This is a genomic window from Pseudomonas sp. Z5-35 (assembly GCF_051131945.1).
GTDB lineage: Bacteria > Pseudomonadota > Gammaproteobacteria > Pseudomonadales > Pseudomonadaceae > Aquipseudomonas > Aquipseudomonas marvdashtae.
This window is the reverse complement of the sequence record NZ_CP071640.1, coordinates 1,625,621-1,642,406: the sequence shown is the minus strand read 5'-3', so window position 1 is coordinate 1,642,406 and position 16,786 is coordinate 1,625,621. Positions and strand designations below refer to the sequence as shown.

Genomic DNA, 16,786 nt, shown 5'->3' with positions numbered 1-16,786 from the left:
CTCAAAAATTCAGGAAAGCCCTCATGGCCCAGCCGCTTTTCGACCTTGACCTCAAACGCGCATCCCGCGAAAACTACATAACAGGCAAGGCCGCCTTCAATTTTCCACATCCTGGAAGCACCACGGGTGGGTGGCATTTCCTTTCCTATTTTGATCGGGAATCCGGCGAGACCAAAGTGTCATTGGCAGGCATCCATTATCCTGACACCGCAGCCTACTTTGGTGACCTTGGCATCATCGACGTGACCGATGAGCTAGCAAAGCGTGGATGGTCTGTGGAGGGCCGACGTCTGTTCCTGGCCGATCACTACCGAGCCGCTGCGGACATGATCGTTAGATGGGCATTGAGTGAGTCTAATCACTGCAACGTAGAGATCGATGATTGGTTCCCCTCTCGTGCGGAAAGACAGCGACTGCTAGAGACTCTAGATACAGCAAGGTCAGAGCTTTCCGAGGTTGGCCGATGGCAAAAAGTGGAAGCGTGGCTGCGTACGCAAACCTTGAGCTAGGGTAGTCGGTAGTCTAGATCGCAACAGAGCAAGCACCGAGATGGGTTCTGGGCTGGAGTATCCAGCGCACGAGCACCGGGAGCCCACTCATGTCTTTAGCCCGACATCACCTTGGCATTACAGGTCGTTGACAACACTACATATGGTGATTATTCTGCAATAGCAGCACATCATATGGTGTAAAAAGCTATGAACCGTGAAAGCATTCAGCAAGCAGCCCATCGTCTTCATAAGGAAATTTGGGACAACCAAGAACGCCTATGGCCAAACCGACACCTGACGCCATTTCAGATGCTGGCACCTGAGGTTGCGGCCCATATTTTAGGACTTGATTACCAGCTCCTTCCTGACCTGGGTTCTCCACTGTTCGGGCGAGAGGGAGAGCGCTTCAAGGCTGCTGGCTTAATGAATCGCTCGATTCGACGCATAGCAGTTTCCACCGAATTCCCAATGAATGTGATCCGGTTCACCGGCGCACATGAGGTCGGTCACTTTGTGCTTCATGAAGATGAGGTGATGCATCGTGATAAGCCTTTGGACGGATCGGCACGAGGACAAAGTCGTCCTCCCAAGGAAAGGGAGGCTGATTACTTTGCGGCGTGTTTTTTGATACCAGCCCGACTTCTACTGGATGCTTTTGCTGCTCAATTTCAAATGAAGGGCCCCTTCCCTTTCACCGATACCACCTGTTACCACCTCAACCCTTCAGATCCATGGTCGCTTCTGAACGCAGAAAGGGATTCGCTTGATCGAGAGATTTCGCTGGCAAGGTGTGCCCGGTTCAATAACCGTAATTTGATTCCACTTTCGGTTCAATTTGGGGTTTCGGATATTGCGATGGCGATTCGAATCAAGGAGCTTCAGCTAGTACGCTGGCCTTAGCATCTATCCCCCTTGATGCTCTAGTGCCGATGTTCAGTGGTGCGTCGGCCAAAACAAGTCCCTGGTTGGTGGGGTTTCAACGAAATCGATGGATGTACTGAGTTCGTCTTGCATGTGCTCGAAGACTTTTTCGAGACGCGGATGAGCTTTCGATTCTCGCAGTGCATTCACTAACTCCAGAAGCTCTCGCCCTTGGGCTAGCGGCATCTGGATATCGCAGTACACCTTGTCATCGTCTTGTCCCATGCCCTCACCCGCTCAGTCTTTTTTAGATTTATTTCTTGCGGCCCGATGCTGCTCCAGGTGTCGCATCTCTGCTTCCCAACTCGCCAGGAATTTATCCCAGCCTGAGGCGTATGGCCCATCGACCAACCTGGTCGACCCGATGCTTGCCTGATGGAAACGCTCCCTCCAGGGTTGCGGAATGGTATGTTCCAAGATGATGTCGATTCCGGAGTGATGACGCTCCACCGAGACAGAGTTACGAACCTGAATGAGGTCGAGTGGCTTATCGCTACAGGGGGTGTCGTTTCGCTCTTGGTCGTCGAGATCATCGAGGATGGCAAGGAGGTCGGATGCGTTGGGATCACCAGGACGGAGGCTGGCAAGTGCCCACAGAGTCCTTCGTCTAGCGCCCTCAAGCTGACGGAGTTCATCGTGGGTCATTTCAGCCGCATCCTTGTTGATTTGATATCGGGCAGTAGCTATGGCGTGCCGCCTGCGGCGGAAGGCTGGCGAGAACTGAGCCACGGCTGCGCCGCGTCTCAGCCCGATGGGCGCTCATCCTGCACGCCTGCGCGCTCCGCTTGCCTGATACTCGCATGGAAAGGAAAGTCTGGCGCAGCGAGGCCGAAGCCGGGGCAGGTGTAACCGTGCCCTACGTACAGGATTATTACTTATGGAGCTTACTGAAGCGACTCGATAGCACTGCAGCTTCAGTAGTTTCCCAAGCTTCAGGATCAGACGTAGCGTTGAACATCAACCATGCCCTCCACAGGAAAAAGGCGGCAACCAAGCTCGACTCAATTACTGCAAATACCGTAGTAGTATACATATAATCTGAATTTTCCCCGAAGAAAAACAGCACTGGAAATATCGAAGCTATCCAGCCGGCGACGAAAGTTAAGCAAAATGCGATGGCCGCAGTGACCGTCAGGAAAAGCGGGACTTGATATCTATACTGGGTTGCAAATGATTTCTCGCCGTTTTGCTTTGCTAAGCCGTACAAAATGCCTGTGTTTTTTTCTTTGTCATTATTTCTTTTAAACAAGCCATACAGAGTTACACTCTCGCCGACCTCTAACTCTTCGTAAAACTTGTTCGACACTTGCAAATTCGGGATAACTGCACCATCAATGCTGACTTTAGCTTTATGTCCGCCGTTCATTCGATCAACAGATCGGACGTAGTCAACTTTTCCTGAAACTTTCACGCAATCGAACTTCATCACTCACTATCCCTGCCTTCGCTTAAAAAACCGCATTCAGTTCATGCCAGGAAGCCTTCTATGATGGTTGCAGGGAGGCATGCGGAGGCTATCCAATGCACGCTCTATGGAGCGGCTCGCATCAAGGCCACCGAGCCATGTTCCACCACCCGCTCTCCTGATCAAACCATCGCTCCTGACACCGTGGCGCCTTGATCGACGACCGCCTGACAAACCTAATGCCACGATAATATCACCATAGTCTGTTTATCGAAACACGCTTGCCGTGGCTCTATCCTCAGTTTTGAGGATCCGACTCATGCATCTGAAAGAAGCGCTGGCAGGAGCATTGCGTGGAGCTCGTGCTCATCAGGGGTTGAGTTACGAAGAGTTGGCGGGGGCAACGCACAGAACGTACGTAGGGAAGCTTGAGCAGGCCCGAGCGAACGCGACGTTGGAGAAACTGGACGAGATCGCTGACTATCTAGGGCTCGACCTTTTGACTATGGTCACTCTCGCCATTGCTGCGCAGGGTGACGAACTTCCATCCGAGGCTTTGCAACGTACTGCCTTGCGTGTCAGGGAATTCGAGATGTCTGGAGGGTGGCAGTTGGTAGAGGAGCAATTCAGTGACGGAAAGCTCATCAAGCGCTCCCAAGGCAAGCCAAAGCGGCCCGTTAATGCGAATTACATTCGAGCCCTGAAAGCGCAAGGTTTCGACAGGAAAACAATCGCCGAAAAGCTCGGCGTTGCGCGAAGCACTGTCCAAAAATATTGGAATACCTGAGCCGGCAGAACATCAGCGATCCTTGACTCACCCTGGCGTAACCATCCCACTCGACCAACCGTTTCTCCTGCATTCGCTCATGCAGTTTCTGACTCGGTTTTGAGTGGTTGCTCTAATTTCGCAGAGGTAAGGTCTGCCCTCAACTAAAGAAGAGAGCAGGTGTTTTGATGAAAAAAGTCTTAGGCGTAGCTTTGCTGCTAATTGTGGCGGATGCGCAGGCACAGACTGTGGAAGCGGAGATGACAAAGCTGAAGCTGCTTGCCGAAAGCTGTATCGCTTCACTTTCTACTCAGAGCTGCGGCGCAACCACTTCCTGTAATGTGTTCAAGAGCTACAGCAGAGAATTGATGCCGGATGGCCCTGCTGGCTATTACGAGTTGCATGGCCCGGATAAGTCAATGAACCCTCAAAATGGAAAGCTGGTTAGCGAGGCAGTGAAAGCCGCTTCCAAGGCAAATAAGGCCGGAGAAAAGTGCAATCCGACGTAGCTGCTTTTGGATCTGCAGGGCGCATTCCTATGCGATTCAGGTGGCCGATAGCAGTCTAGCGCCAGGCAGCTATCAGCCGGTTCCGTCCGTTTACGTAAAGCCCAGACGCTCGAACGACTGCTGAAGACAATCTGAGCAAATCGCGGTTTATGGCGCGCCCTATCGGGTCGGCTGTCGTAAACCATGCCATGGCTGACGCCAAGTCATGGCCCTTTGGGCTTCCATCCTCGCGCCTCCGGCCTACTGGCCTGCGCGCTCCGCTTGCCCCAAAGCAATGGAGCGTAGTCATCCTGCTTGGTCATATTTCTGTTGGAAGGTGGGGTTGCTGGGTGGACAATACGGTTTTGCTCACCTGGTAGCTGGCCACTGAGGAAGGAACCCCGCGCATGAGTCAGAAAGTCCAGAGGCTTCCCCGGAACGAGGTCGGTCGCGACTTCGTCGTCGGTGACATCCACTTCAAGACGATTGATCTTCATAAAGGATTGTTGAAGCTAGGTTTCGACAAAGCTACCGACCGAGTCATCGGGGTGGGTGACCTCATAGATCGCGGGCCTGGAGTCCTCGACGGTCTGAAGCTTCTTGGTGAGCCGTGGTTCTTCACTGTTCAAGGTAACCATGAGCAGATGCTTATCAATGCTTACAGGGAAAACCCTAGCGCTCGGTACGTAGCTCATGGTGCAGGCTGGTGGTCGACCATAGCCGACGAATCGAAAGAGATGATAATTGGAAAGCTTGAGAGCCTTCCCACAGTCATAGAAATTGAGTCCCCTCGCGGTTTGGTTGGCGTTGCTCACGCTGATGTCCCTGCCGGGATGTCATGGATCGAGTTCGCTCGAGACATCTCGATCCCTGCTGTCGAAGAGATTGCGCTATGGGGGCGCGAGCGGATCAAAAAGCACCATCGAGAAGGTGTAAAAGGGGCATGGCGTGTATGCACAGGGCACACCTGGATTCCAGAGCCGGTTCGATTAGGAAACGTTCTGGCACTCGATTGCACGGGAGGGGGGGAAGGGCCACTCGCTATCTATTGCGTTCAGGACGACACAATTTACGTCGAAGGGCGTGCAGTGTCACTTGACCAAGCGGACGTCGTTACCGAGTTACTGGAAGAGCTTGAGCATACGGCAGGTAATCTGAAAGCAACCATCCATGCTAATAGGCTTATTGAGGCGCAAAGCTTGAGCCATGAGGCCGACGAGTTGGCTCGTCGAGTGAGCACTATCTGGCTGACCTTGGGTTCGGAAATTAATGAGTCTCAGAAGTTACTTAACGCGCTTCACGGACTCAGCCTGCTCACCGGGGAACGAAGGGCAGCTAAGCTCGAAGAGCTGAAATTCAAGCATGCAGGCACCCAGATAGAGGGGTTGCTATCGAGACTTCTTGATTGAAGGTTGAGTACCAGTAATCTTGGGGATCTCAGAGAAATGACGGCCTAACCTGTGCGAGTAGATGGTTAATGAAGCATGTCAGGCTAATCCGCCACGGAGAGAGCGCTGCGAACGCAGGCCAAGCCACTTTAGATCACGCGACCATTCCTCTCACTCCGAAAGGAGTTGAGCAAGCGCACTTGGTGGCACTGTCGTTTAACCATGCACCGGCTCTTATCGTTGCCTCGCCTTTTACTCGAGCCCATTCGACCGCTATGGCGACCGCAGCGGCTTTCCCGCATATCCCATTTGAAACTTGGCCCATCCACGAATTTACCTATCTTGAGCCCGCACGGTGTATCGATACGACCGTTGCCCAGAGACGAGGTTGGGTGGACGCATATTGGGCCAAAGCAGATCCTGGTTTCACGGATGGTGACGGCGCTGAGTCATTTCTAGATTTCATAGCTAGAGCTCAGTCTTTCCTGAAGCGTCTTGCAGAACATCCCGCCCAAGACATCGTAGCGTTTACTCATGGTCAGGTTATCAACGCTGTAGCTTGGCTGATTGAGCGCAAACCTCTGGGCATTGATGGCGAAGCTATGGTGGACTGGCGTGAGTATGAGATCGCGAACCAAGTGCCCAATTGTGGTGGGTGCCTGCTTTCGAAAGATCCCGACCAAGCCGGGTGGAGAGTAAGCCGGTCAGCCGCCGAGGAGTCACGAATGGATGCCACCTGGCGCGTGCCGGGCAGAGCCTATCAAGTCGCCCGTGATCCTGAGCGCCTGCTTATTGAAGAGCGCGCCGAAGCTCTCTCAGCCGCAGGCTATCCGCTGCCAGGTGATGATCCGGCTATGTACGCTGAGCGAAGGCTGAAAGAGGCCAGAGCGGCAGCGGGTTCATCCCAGGTAGGTAGCGTTAGCGAAAACACTGCGGCTGAGCTCTTCGCAAGAGAGGTGTCCCAGGTACTGAGGGAGGCGATTTTCGGTCGCAGCGTCATGAGTAAGGTTGGTCATGAATCGTGGGACGAGATTTACGCCGGCCACTTCCTGATCAATGTAGACGGTTGGGATGTATCGATTTACAACGATTGCGATGAGCTTGACTACTGCGAAGAATGCGTAAGTCCAGATGGGCGGCGGTGGTCGTTTGACTCTGGAGATCGCTTTGGCACAGATCCCATAGCACTGCTCAGCACATGGGAGCATCAGACACTAGAGCGGATGCTGAAGGAGTTGTGAGTCTGATTTAACGTATCGTTGCGTGCCCCTACTAGGGAACGGCTGTCTTGAACCAAGCCTTGGCGTAACGCAAGCGTCTCGGCCTCCGGGCTTCCATCCTCACGCCTGCGCGCTGCGCTTGCATGATTACCGCCGAGTTTGTGGTGATCAGCTAGTTATCGCGGCAAACTCGGCGAGATACGCTGAGGGTCTTGGTTCGGTTAGCTGCCGTTAGCGTCATCATGCCCGAATAAAGTCGGATCAAGCACTAGACTACGCAATGACTCAAGGCGCCGTTCTGCAGCATCAGCTTGCTTGTAGAGCTCAGAAGCCTCATTGGGCGTACCTGCTGCTTTCGCCAGCTCGGCCATCTGGCGTAATAACATAATCCGCTCCTCCACTGCTCGCAAAGTGTCCCAAAGTCCGGTATCGATAGCGGCGTTGACCTCACAAATCAGCGACTTGATGGAAAACGCGTGACCGGTGTGGCAGCGAAACCTCACGATTGATCCTTCATGAATCTGTACCAAGACTCCGTGACAATCCGGGCAGGTGAACTTAGAAATTTTACCGAGATCCATGACGCCGGCTTCTAAACCGTTGCCGTTTATGGCAATGGTATTTTCGACTAGATGGCTTGTTGTTACTTCGCTCTGAGAGCGTTGACCAGCCAGGGTGCCGACCACTTTGGCTAACTCACGTGCGATGGATTCAACCGAGCCAACTAAATCGATCTCAACGTGTTGTATGGCACTTTCAGGCATAGAGCTGAGCATCGCTTCTGAGGGACTCTGAACGTAGCTCAAGCCACCTCGATCTTTCACCGCCCAAAGCCCAGCGGTGCCATCATCAAGTGCGCCTGACAAGACTATGCCTATTACTCTGGCGCCATAGCTCACCGCCGCTGAACGAAATAACACGTCCACAGCAGGCCGAGCTCGGCATTCCTTTGGCCCGCGCGTCAAGCGTATACCTTCCACCGTCACCACCAGATGACGATCCGCGACGGCCACATAAACGGTGCCCGGCTCCAGACGCTCACCGTCTTGAGCCGCCTTGACTCGCATCCTAGTCACCCTTGAGAGGATGCTGTGAAGCACGCTTGGCTCGTGAGCGGGAATATGCAGCACCACGAGAAATGCAGCTGGCAAATCTGAAGGGAGATGTTCAAAGAACGACATAAGGGCTTGAACACCACCCGCAGAAGTACCTATAACCACAACGTTTCGTGCACTAGCATCCAATTTACCATTCACGATTATTTTCCTATGTTTAATCTAAGAGCACGCAGGGAAGGCGTTTTCGTCATGTCCTTCGTGCCCATAAGCTACCGTGTGCAACAATTCATCAGTGCGATGTCTGGCTCAATCCTGATAGCTGTCCTCACACCCTTAGCGGTTACAGGTGGCAATGGCGCCCGTCTCGCCTTGTTGATGACGGGCATCATAACGCTGGTTTCGAAAAAACCTTTGCCAGCGATTGCTGCGGGCATTGCCGTAGCGACCCTATGGCGAAACCTTTGAGTTGGTTGTCGGCCCAGTTGCTGCGGCCTGGGCAGCCGCTTTTCCGTCGAGTTTGACTTACCTGAACCGTATCAGCGCCCTGCCGTGGTTTGAGGGGTAACGCAATTCTTTAAGCTATCCGGTTGCTATGCTGTTCTTTTAGCCTGAGGGAAACGTGCATCGTGACTGAATATTCACTGCCCGATATTTTGGAAAGGATGTACCAGAACCAACTCGCCCTAGAGGCCGCCCTGATGGAGCTGACTCTCCAGATTGAAGCTCAGGGCCAAGCCGAGTTGGGAGAAAACATCCGTGGCGCGCTTGACACAATCGGCGAGAACGCGGGCCACATCAAGCAAGGTCTAGCCCGGCTCAAAAATCTCTCATGATGCAGCCACTGGTCGATTTTGATCTCAAACGCGTCTCACGCGAGCACTACATAACCGGGAAAGCTGCGATCAATTTTCCAGATCCAGGTAGTACAACGGGAGGATGGCATTTCCTGTCTTACTTCGAGCGAGAATCCGGCGTGGCCAAGGTGTCTCTTGCGGGTATTCACTATCCTGACACCGCCGGTTTCTTTGGAAATTTGGGTGTCATGGACGTTACCGAACCACTCGCTCAGCGTAGGTGGTCTGTGGAGGGCGTAGGCTGTACATGGCGGATCATTACAGAGCCGCAGCGGACATGATCGCGAGATGGGCCCTTAGCGACTCCGAGCACTGCAATCTCATGATTGATGAGTGGCTTCCATCCCCATCAGAGAACCAACGACTATTTGAGGTACTCGGCGTGGCAAAGCCGGAGTTCCTCAATGTCGGCAGGCTGCAGAAAGTGGAAGCTTGGCTAAGCTTGCAGTAACGTAAATGCCGGGATGCAACCACAGGTTCGGTGCGAACTGGACGAGGGCAATGGATATGCGTAAAAAAACTCAGTCGTGGTTTGTCCCGCTTCTAATTCTCTTCGCTGTCTTTTGGGCAATAAGCAAGAAAGACACGCCTCCCGCTAAGGTTCCGCTCAGCCAGCAGCCCACGCCGAACGTCTTAGTTTCTGCTCCGCTACCAGCGACCCAGCCAGTACAGAGCGTACCAGTCGATCAGTTTGTAAATGCGGATCGGTTGAACCTGCGGAACCAGCCTGGAGGAAAGGTCATCTCGACCTTGAAACGTGGCGACAGGGTTCAAGTCTTCGAAAAGAAAAATGATTGGGTTCGCATCAGCGTGGATGGTCAGCCAGCTAAATGGCTATCATCTAAAAGCCTGTGTGACGGCGCGAATTGCTACGCAGTCTCCAAGCCGCAACCAGTCCGTCAGGCGAGACCTGCTCCTCAGCCTACTCCTCGACAAACGCCGAGTTATGGATCTTCCTGTCCTTGTTCTTCCGGAAACGTTTGTATCGGGCCAAGAGGCGGTCGGTACTGCATTACCTCAGGTGGAAACAAGCGCTATGGGGTTTGATGGATATGAAAACGATCTAGCTTTCTATCCGATTCCTTCCCTTTGACTTCGCGGCGTAAAGTAAACGGTCAGCTTTGAGGAGGAAATTCTTGTAATTCTCATCCCCTGCTTTGCAAGTAGAGATTACACCTGAGCTTATTGTGACTATGCCAAATGGGCTCGCTGAATGTTGAATTTTTGCGCTCAACAAGGAAAGTCTTATGTTTTCTGCAACCATAACCGCACCTGCGAGTTCGGTGTCCGGAAGCAGAACTACAAATTCTTCCCCACCGTAGCGAGCAGCGATATCACCTGGCCTGTTGACGTTGGCTGCAATAAGGTTCGCTACGTGCACAAGGCAATCATCGCCGCTCAAATGACCGTAATGGTCATTATATTGTTTGAATAAATCTATATCCAAAAGAATTAAGGCTAAGCTTGTCTGATTTCTCGTGGCACGCTTCCATTCTTTGTCCATAGCCAAGTCAAAACTTCTCCTATTGGCAAGAGAAGTGAGACCATCTGTATGGGCAATCACCTCTAGCTCTCTGCGGATTACTTTGAGCTCGCGCTCTGCAACAAGCAGTTGTTGGATCTGCCGATATAGCAAGCTGCCTAGAAATGCCAATGCCAATATGATGGAACCTACCAGTGCAGTCGATTGGTAAACATATGACCACCAAGGAGCAAATACATGCTCGTACGACACTCCGGCTGCTGCGACGATAGGCAGCCCAGCCAAGCGACGATAGGCATAGATCCGCTCAACACCATCGACAACGGATTTGAGAATTGCAGTACCGCTATCGCTCTGGGGTAGATACCGGCTAAAGATCTCACCTTTGGAAAGATTGGTCGTCATCAAAGCTGCGACTGTCGGGCGTCGGGCGAGTAGCTCGCCGTTATCGAGTGCTAGGAAAATTACTCCTTCGTCGTCAACGTCCACACGCTTGAAAAAGCTTTGAAAATAAGAAACCGGAACAGTGGCTAAAGCAACCCCCGCGAAGGCTCCATTAGCTGTTTCAATACGCCGGCTGATTGGAATCACCATGTCGCCAGTCGTACGACTTTCAACTATGGAGCCTACGTGGATGGACTGGTCATCATGCTCACGATGATAAATGAAGTACGCTCTGTCGCTGTTGTTTTTAGTTTGCAAACCTTCAGAGAATGAATTGGCCATCCAATTGCCTTGTGCATCGAAGATGAAAAGCCCCTGAATGCCTTCAATATCGCTCACCTGTCGGGCCATCAGCTTCGCTAAGCGCTCTTGTTGATCGGGGCCAATCCCATCGTGCGCTACACGCTCAGCGAGATCTCGCAAGGTATTGTCGGCTTGCAGCATCGTGTCACGTGCCTGCTGTTCTGCGGCAAGGACAATGTTCGAAACAGTTATTTTGGCCGCGTCTACTCGCTCGCCGGACGACTTCACCATCTGCCAAGCGGTTGCGAGGGTCAACGAAAAACAAACTAGAAGAATGAAACCTATCAGCGAAAGAGACAATGCTTTAGGTGTCAGCCTTGCTGATATCGGTAAGAAGAGCGTCATTTTTTCGTCGTCAAAATTTGCGGTGGGCTTAACAGAGCAATCTTCATACCGTAGATCTAAAGAAAGATCAAAGCATTCGCCCGCAGCTTCTGAGCGCCCCCGGAACGCGTCGAACATTGACAGAGCGCCCAAAATCCAATACCTGCGCCACCTTGTAAAACGCCTTAAACACCCCTTCGACTGATGGTGCGAAAACTCACCCCCATTGGCTGCTAAAGATATTTGCAGCCAGTTGCGCAGCGCTACCGATGCTCAATTGTGGCAGCGACGTTCGTGTGGGGGGTATATCAATCACTGCCACCCAAGCCTTGCCAGGATCTCGCGCCGGTAAGGTGTATCGATCTGGGAAGGCACTTTTCCGATGTAGTCGCGCGCATGCTCACGTGTTTCTCCGCTTAAGCCGGCAAGATAGGCAATAGCGTCTTCGGCTGCGGGAACTAGCCCTTCAATGCCTCTAAGCCTTGGTGGCAGTCCAGTCCAAATTACCGCGTCCAATTGGCGGTGGATTGCCCATTCAGCAATGACTCCCTCTGCCGTCGCACCGACCACGAAACTGCCGATGCCATCCTCCCGATCTTGAGGAACCCCCTCTCGAATTCTTAGGGCCTCGCGCGCGTCATCAAGGTTGTCCAGATCTAGTACCGCCCAAAGCACTTTGCACCCTGGGGCGTTCGCACATATGGCTGTCGTAAGGTCTCCGTTATCACTGACTCGGGCGAACTCGATGGGCAACACCGGGCCGTCCATAAACCATTCGCTCGCAAGCGGTAGGGTGTCCGGTTTCCAAATCAACGATCCCCATCCTAGGCATGCAATTACCATGATCAGCACCTGTGTTTAAAACGAGCTCACTTGAAATGACCGGATACATCTAGGTTGGCTGCTTGCACAGCAGTCCGGTGCAATGCGCACCGCCTCCAGGGCAGAGAATTGGTTCAGCCTTTTGTTTTCCTTGGATCCGCTGATCGAGGAAATGTACGTTCCTCTTGGATCGTGCCGTCCTCTTTGTGAATTTTGAGAGAGGCTGTTTTTCCTTGGAGAAACTCGCTCGCTATCTCGGTAATTTCTGCTTTGGTAGATGCGGTCTTGGAGGCGCGTTGCGCGCCCTCTTTGACGAGCTCCCAAAGTTTTTCCGTTTTTTTGATGTGATAGTTATCCATTGGCTCACCTCTGACGTGGAGATCAATACCTTTCAGGTTGACCATAGGAGAACCGAAGAGTTTGAACGGATTGGCGGCATTCTGGATGCTTACGGAGACCCCCTTGAGTTTTCTAGGGACGTGGGGGAAATGCCCGAAGCAGGAGCTGTAGCCGCTACACAGCAGGAAGAGCTTTAGCATGGCAAAGGTTAAACAGTCTTGGCTCGCTGCAAGCGTTGCTTACCGGCGCGGTTAGCAATCTCCGGCGCTGAGCCTTCACCGTTCTGTTCCCGGTAAAGAAAGTCGCGTATCAAAACAGCAGTTCGCCTGGCACTGGTCACTACGAAAAAATGCCCCTCGCCCTTGAGCACGCGCAGTTCGGCTTGTGGAATTGAGCGTCGCAGGATATGCGCGTTATAAGGCTGTACCAGGGTGTCACGGTCGCCGATCAGAATAAGCGTGCGCGAGCGCAGGCGGAATAACCGCAGCAGACTTGTCCAGCCTACCAAAGCGGCTAGCTGGTGATGATAGGTTCGCGGGCGTACGGTGAGCATTCGCTTCACAACACCGAAACGCAGCAGGGCCTGTGTCGAATTGGCTGAACCATCTCGTGCGGGCTGTTTGTCGCCTGCGTTCCCTCTAAAAAATTCCAAGATGTCGGCGGGCTTTACCAGTAGCACCGGGCCCGCAGAGGTCGCCGCTAGGATCAGCCTTCGTACCATGGTGGGATGACGAAGAGCCAACTCTTGCGCCAATGCCCCGCCCCAGCTCACGCCGAATACGTCAACATGGTCGATGCTCAGTTGCTTGAGCATTTCGGCGATCAGATCGGCATGACTTGGCAAACGCATCGGCCAGCGGGGCATCTGCGATTTGCCGACACCAGGCACGTCCAACGTGATCGTTGTGTAGTCGCCTAGTTCGTTGCGCAAAGCATCGAAGGTTTTGATCAAACCTCCCAGACCATTGAGTAGAATTAACGGAGGGCCTTGCCCGGCGATTGAAACATTCACCTGCAAGTCTTTAACGGTCATCATTCGGCTAGGCATGGGCTACCTCCCTCACTCGTGAAGCCGTGTAGATGAGCTGTTATAGGCGCTCTAGCACAGGCAGTCCTCATAACAACTCGGTTTTTTCCGGCCATAGACAGCCTGATAGAGCCTCAAATTATCTTGTGGACATCCTTACCGGAGCCGCACGCGTTACTGGACGGCGCAACCCGATTCGGCGCGTGTTCAACCGGCACGTAACGATGAAACCAATGCTTGGAGAGTCGCCTTGTGGCTTTCGAGTCCCTCACTTGCAAGCTCATATTCTGGTAACGCACCGATGCGCCCGCCATCTTTGCTGCTCTGCATGAGGCGACCAAGGAGCAATTGTTTTTCATGCAAGGCTCTAATGGCCACCCAGAGTGCTTCCTCAGTCGTTTCATCCTGCCCATGAAATAATGCGGCGGCGGTATAGGCATGGCCTGTATGGCAGCGAAACCGTAGAGAGGAAGCGTTCACCTCCCACAGAGCGCCTCCGCATTCAGGACAAGACAGGCCTGCGACTTGGCCGATCTCATTCAGCGCATAAAGGCCACCCTTGCTGGAATTCTCAGTCAGGTCATTTTCCGTAGCGAATGGCTCGATACGTTTTGACTCAGAAGGCGCCGTGGCCTCCGCTGTGCGTTGATTGATGACCTGTACGAGCCTCTCACTCAACTCAGCGACCGGCAGGCATCCGTCCACAACCACATGACGCAGAGCGTTCGTCGGCATTGAAGGCGCTTCGGCAGTCTTAGGATCTTGTACGAAAGCCAGTCCGCCATAGGCCTTTATCGCCTGAAGCCCAACTACACCGTCATCAAGCTCTCCGGTCAACAATACCCCTATGGCATTGCTTCCATAGCTAATGGCAGCCGATCTAAACATCGGATCAATCGCAGGCCGCGAGTGGTTTTCCTTTGCGCTTCGAGTGATCTGAATAGCTTCTTTTTTAACAAGCAGATGTTTGTCCGGAGGCGCTATGTATACACGACCCGTCTGTACCTGTTCTTCATTCACAGCGAAGGCGACGGGCAATGGGCTCGTTTGGGCAAGAAGGTTAGGGAGAGCACTAGGTTGGTCTCCGATGTGCATCGTGACAAAGACAGCCGCATTTAAATCAGACGGAAGCTCGGCAAAAAACTCACGCAATGCAGCGAGACCGCCGCTGGAAGTACCGATGACGATGACTTGGTGGTTGTGGCTTTCTTGCTGCATGAATCAATCCTAGGTTGCTAGCTGTTGCATGCTCCAATTTGACTCAACTGCCCCAGCTACTTTGCGAATGAGTGCTTGTCTGTGTCTCGATGATGCGTTGACCGGCTTCATAGTTTCGATAGATACCTCGGGGGGAAGGTTCGAAAAAATGCGCACTGCTTGATCTAGATCATGGGATTGCTGAGCAGCATCCTTAGCCCTAGGCGCACAATTGGATCTGAATTCGGTGCCCACTCAGGCGACTAGAAAATCGCGGCGCCAAGCTCTCGTTCAATACGCTGCGAGGACGTCTGTAGGGGCACGACCTGAGTCGAGTGTCCCGTGTGCTCCAAGCGCTTCCACCGCACACCCGCTATTTATGCTTACACTCATGCAACCGTTCCGTTTGTTTGGTCGGCTTTGAGAGGAGGATTGTTTGAACGTAAATTGGGAAGGATTGCTGCCGATTCGCGGCGAGGTCATCGTGATTGAGGACGACCCAACTCTGCAGTCGCTCATGACCGATATCATGGATGAGATTGGCGCTAGGACTGTCTCGTTCGCTACGGCGGATGATGCCTTAACCTACCTGCTCGGAGCACATGGTCAATGCGCCATAGTGATTGCCGATTATGGCGTCCCCGGACAAGTCCAAGGCATCGAGTTCATAGAGATGGTCAAAGGCAGGTGGCCTCACATCGCTGCGATACTTACCTCGGGTTATCTGATCGAGAGCACCGAAGTGCCAGCTCAAACTATTTACCTGCACAAACCTTGGTCACTTGATGAATTGGTGACGGCAGTGGCGGAGCTTTTGCAGCCCGATAAACCGATTAGCAAACGCTGAACCAGGCTCGAAATCGTAAGGCTAGGCAGGACATGGTTGGTGCTCAGCCCGCTAGGTCTGCAACACTACTGCTCATGAAGCCAATTCGGAGCTGAAGTCCCTGAATTTTTTGAATTTTTCCGCGCCCGATGACTCCGTTAACAATGAGCAGACGGAGTAAGTCATGGAAACAATCTATTCGTCATCAACTACAAGCTTCATGGTGTGCCGAAGTCCTTCATCATCCGTAGCAAAGCGATGCAAAACGCTGATGCCTGGCACTGGGCTAGTTGCGATGCGGGCGCAGCCCCCATTCCCAGGCATGGACGCCCGCCACTGAAGATGGTGTCCAAATCTCAAGCCGAAAAATACGGCATTACCGATGTCACCTGGCGAGCCAGCTCAACGTAGCAGCGCGTGATATGGCGCGAGCCTTTGATAAAGCCGCTACGCGTCGCAGCCCCACCGCAAAGTTCGATTCCCCGCTGAATACTCTGGTACCAGCTTTTGGAATCAAATGTTGAATCGATCCGTCGACTATTCTCACAATAAAATCGAGGTCACGATGTCGCCTTTTGATATCCAGCGGATGCTCATAGACGAATTTCCCTTAACGTTTTTGCTGGAGGTGGGTTTCCGGGCCACCTTCGCTTTTCTCGCAGTGTTTCTTTTTTTGAAATCCAGCGGTCGACGAGGGATCAGACAGCTTTCACTTTTTGAGCTGGTCGTGATTTTGACATTGGGCTCCGCCGCAGGAGATGTGTCCTTCTACCATGACGTTCCGCTGCTGCCGGTCGCCGTAGTATTTCTCACGCTCCTGCTTCTCTACCGGCTTACTGTCTTAGTGATGACCAAGAGCAAAAGATTCGAAGCCTGGATGGATGGGCTTCCGGTAACCGTCATCCGTGACGGTCTCTATGAGCTCAAGTCTTTAGAAACGCTGAACATCTCATCCAACGAATTGTTGATGGAGTTACGACAGCAAGGGGTGGAACATCTCGGACAAGTAAGGCTCGGTCTCGTTGAGACCGACGGCGACATCAGCCTTTATTTTTTCGAACAAAAAGATTTGCGCCCTGGGCTGTCCGTCCTACCATTAGAGCATCGTGCCGAGTTTGAAACTGCGCCTGCGTCGGCTCTGTATTGCTGCGTAAATTGCGGTTTCTCTCAGCAAATTGCGGAGGCCCAGCGGGCTGATTGTTCTCGGTGTAGTCATGACATCTGGTCAATTGCGCTCACAACACCGCGCTGTCGGTGACGACGCCCTCGGTTGGGCTACCGGGCACAGTGATGCTGTACGCCCGGTACGCCAGTGACCCAGCGGACGGGCTCATTACATTACTGTCTAAGGGGCAACTTTCGCGAGCCTGGAGGGGGTCTTGTCTTGAAATTGACCTGGGCAAGCGAAATCTCCTTCCGCTCCATAGCCC

Annotated in this window: 20 protein-coding genes and 2 pseudogenes; 14 read left to right on the top strand and 8 right to left on the bottom strand. The window is 52.9% G+C overall.

Going from position 1 to position 16,786, the window contains the following annotated elements; all coding sequences use genetic code 11:
* Nucleotides 1-23 precede the first annotated feature (23 nt).
* Nucleotides 24-509, top strand: coding sequence for a hypothetical protein (locus tag J3P95_RS07765; protein WP_434577981.1), 486 nt, complete (start codon nt 24-26; stop codon nt 507-509).
* 189 nt (nt 510-698) lie between these two features.
* Nucleotides 699-1,391, top strand: coding sequence for an ImmA/IrrE family metallo-endopeptidase (locus J3P95_RS07760; RefSeq protein WP_068931345.1), 693 nt, complete (start codon nt 699-701; stop codon nt 1,389-1,391).
* Between the two features lie 258 nt (nt 1,392-1,649).
* Here J3P95_RS07760 and J3P95_RS07755 read toward each other — a convergent pair whose 3' ends face one another.
* Both J3P95_RS07755 and J3P95_RS07750 read right to left on the bottom strand, forming a co-directional pair.
* Nucleotides 1,650-2,057, bottom strand: a complete 408-nt coding sequence (locus J3P95_RS07755; protein WP_434577983.1) for a hypothetical protein — start codon at nt 2,055-2,057, stop codon at nt 1,650-1,652.
* Between the two features lie 226 nt (nt 2,058-2,283).
* Nucleotides 2,284-2,838, bottom strand: a complete 555-nt coding sequence (locus J3P95_RS07750) for a hypothetical protein (protein WP_434581261.1) — start codon at nt 2,836-2,838, stop codon at nt 2,284-2,286.
* Between the two features lie 298 nt (nt 2,839-3,136).
* Between J3P95_RS07750 and J3P95_RS07745 the strand changes: the two genes are divergently transcribed.
* The 5 genes and pseudogenes from J3P95_RS07745 to J3P95_RS07725 all read left to right on the top strand — a co-directional run bounded on the left by J3P95_RS07745 (nt 3,137) and on the right by J3P95_RS07725 (nt 6,700).
* Nucleotides 3,137-3,604 carry a helix-turn-helix domain-containing protein gene (locus tag J3P95_RS07745; RefSeq protein WP_434626451.1) on the top strand — a complete coding sequence of 156 codons (468 nt, stop codon included), beginning with the start codon at nt 3,137-3,139 and terminating at the stop codon, nt 3,602-3,604.
* A gap of 167 nt (nt 3,605-3,771) precedes the next feature.
* Nucleotides 3,772-4,092: a hypothetical protein gene (locus tag J3P95_RS07740; protein WP_434577986.1), complete on the top strand. Its 321-nt coding sequence runs from the start codon at nt 3,772-3,774 to the stop codon at nt 4,090-4,092.
* Nucleotides 4,093-4,478: 386 nt separating this feature from the next.
* Nucleotides 4,479-5,480 (top strand): metallophosphoesterase, encoded by a 1,002-nt coding sequence (locus tag J3P95_RS07735; RefSeq protein ID WP_434577987.1) that lies wholly within the window; start codon nt 4,479-4,481, stop codon nt 5,478-5,480.
* A gap of 68 nt (nt 5,481-5,548) precedes the next feature.
* Nucleotides 5,549-6,157, top strand: a pseudogene (locus J3P95_RS07730) (histidine phosphatase family protein); the annotation flags it as partial.
* A 27-nt stretch (nt 6,158-6,184) separates the two neighbouring features.
* A complete protein-coding gene (locus J3P95_RS07725; RefSeq protein ID WP_434626656.1) occupies nt 6,185-6,700 on the top strand; it encodes a DUF7693 family protein in 516 nt (171 codons plus the stop codon).
* 200 nt (nt 6,701-6,900) lie between these two features.
* On the opposite strand, the gene J3P95_RS07720 is transcribed toward J3P95_RS07725, so the two are convergent.
* Nucleotides 6,901-7,935: a chemotaxis protein CheB gene (locus J3P95_RS07720; RefSeq protein WP_434577988.1), complete on the bottom strand. Its 1,035-nt coding sequence runs from the start codon at nt 7,933-7,935 to the stop codon at nt 6,901-6,903.
* Between the two features lie 12 nt (nt 7,936-7,947).
* Between J3P95_RS07720 and J3P95_RS07715 the strand changes: the two genes are divergently transcribed.
* From J3P95_RS07715 to J3P95_RS07700, 4 genes and pseudogenes are all read left to right on the top strand, one after another.
* On the top strand, nt 7,948-8,202 hold the full coding sequence (locus tag J3P95_RS07715; RefSeq protein ID WP_434577990.1) for an AzlD domain-containing protein: 255 nt from the start codon (nt 7,948-7,950) through the stop codon (nt 8,200-8,202).
* 158 nt (nt 8,203-8,360) lie between these two features.
* The gene (locus J3P95_RS07710; protein WP_434581264.1) at nt 8,361-8,570 is read left to right on the top strand and encodes a hypothetical protein; all 210 of its coding nucleotides are present in this window, start codon (nt 8,361-8,363) and stop codon (nt 8,568-8,570) included.
* Nucleotides 8,567-9,042 (top strand): annotated as a pseudogene (locus J3P95_RS07705) (hypothetical protein). Before J3P95_RS07710 ends, J3P95_RS07705 begins: the two are co-directional and overlap by 4 nt.
* Before the next feature lie 5 nt (nt 9,043-9,047).
* Nucleotides 9,048-9,638, top strand: coding sequence for an SH3 domain-containing protein (locus J3P95_RS07700; RefSeq protein ID WP_434626448.1), 591 nt, complete (start codon nt 9,048-9,050; stop codon nt 9,636-9,638).
* A gap of 16 nt (nt 9,639-9,654) precedes the next feature.
* Here the strand turns inward: J3P95_RS07700 and J3P95_RS07695 are convergent, their stop codons facing one another.
* The 5 genes from J3P95_RS07695 to J3P95_RS07675 form a co-directional block, all read right to left on the bottom strand.
* Entirely contained in the window at nt 9,655-11,166 is a 1,512-nt protein-coding gene (locus J3P95_RS07695; RefSeq protein WP_434581268.1) for a sensor domain-containing diguanylate cyclase, read from the bottom strand.
* A gap of 291 nt (nt 11,167-11,457) precedes the next feature.
* Nucleotides 11,458-11,988 carry a hypothetical protein gene (locus J3P95_RS07690; protein WP_434577992.1) on the bottom strand — a complete coding sequence of 177 codons (531 nt, stop codon included), beginning with the start codon at nt 11,986-11,988 and terminating at the stop codon, nt 11,458-11,460.
* Nucleotides 11,989-12,101: 113 nt separating this feature from the next.
* Nucleotides 12,102-12,326, bottom strand: coding sequence for a DUF2188 domain-containing protein (locus J3P95_RS07685; protein ID WP_041478933.1), 225 nt, complete (start codon nt 12,324-12,326; stop codon nt 12,102-12,104).
* Nucleotides 12,327-12,514: 188 nt separating this feature from the next.
* Entirely contained in the window at nt 12,515-13,354 is an 840-nt protein-coding gene (locus J3P95_RS07680; protein WP_434577993.1) for an alpha/beta fold hydrolase, read from the bottom strand.
* A 186-nt stretch (nt 13,355-13,540) separates the two neighbouring features.
* Complete coding sequence (locus J3P95_RS07675) at nt 13,541-14,551, bottom strand: chemotaxis protein CheB (RefSeq protein ID WP_434577995.1); 1,011 nt, start codon at nt 14,549-14,551, stop codon at nt 13,541-13,543.
* Nucleotides 14,552-14,966: 415 nt separating this feature from the next.
* Between J3P95_RS07675 and J3P95_RS07670 the strand changes: the two genes are divergently transcribed.
* The 3 genes from J3P95_RS07670 to J3P95_RS07660 all read left to right on the top strand — a co-directional run bounded on the left by J3P95_RS07670 (nt 14,967) and on the right by J3P95_RS07660 (nt 16,614).
* A complete protein-coding gene (locus J3P95_RS07670) occupies nt 14,967-15,377 on the top strand; it encodes a response regulator (RefSeq protein ID WP_434577996.1) in 411 nt (136 codons plus the stop codon).
* Between the two features lie 183 nt (nt 15,378-15,560).
* The gene (locus J3P95_RS07665) at nt 15,561-15,767 is read left to right on the top strand and encodes a DUF6555 family protein (RefSeq protein WP_434581269.1); all 207 of its coding nucleotides are present in this window, start codon (nt 15,561-15,563) and stop codon (nt 15,765-15,767) included.
* A gap of 154 nt (nt 15,768-15,921) precedes the next feature.
* The gene (locus J3P95_RS07660) at nt 15,922-16,614 is read left to right on the top strand and encodes a DUF421 domain-containing protein (RefSeq protein WP_434577998.1); all 693 of its coding nucleotides are present in this window, start codon (nt 15,922-15,924) and stop codon (nt 16,612-16,614) included.
* The last annotated feature ends 172 nt before the right edge of the window (nt 16,615-16,786 follow it).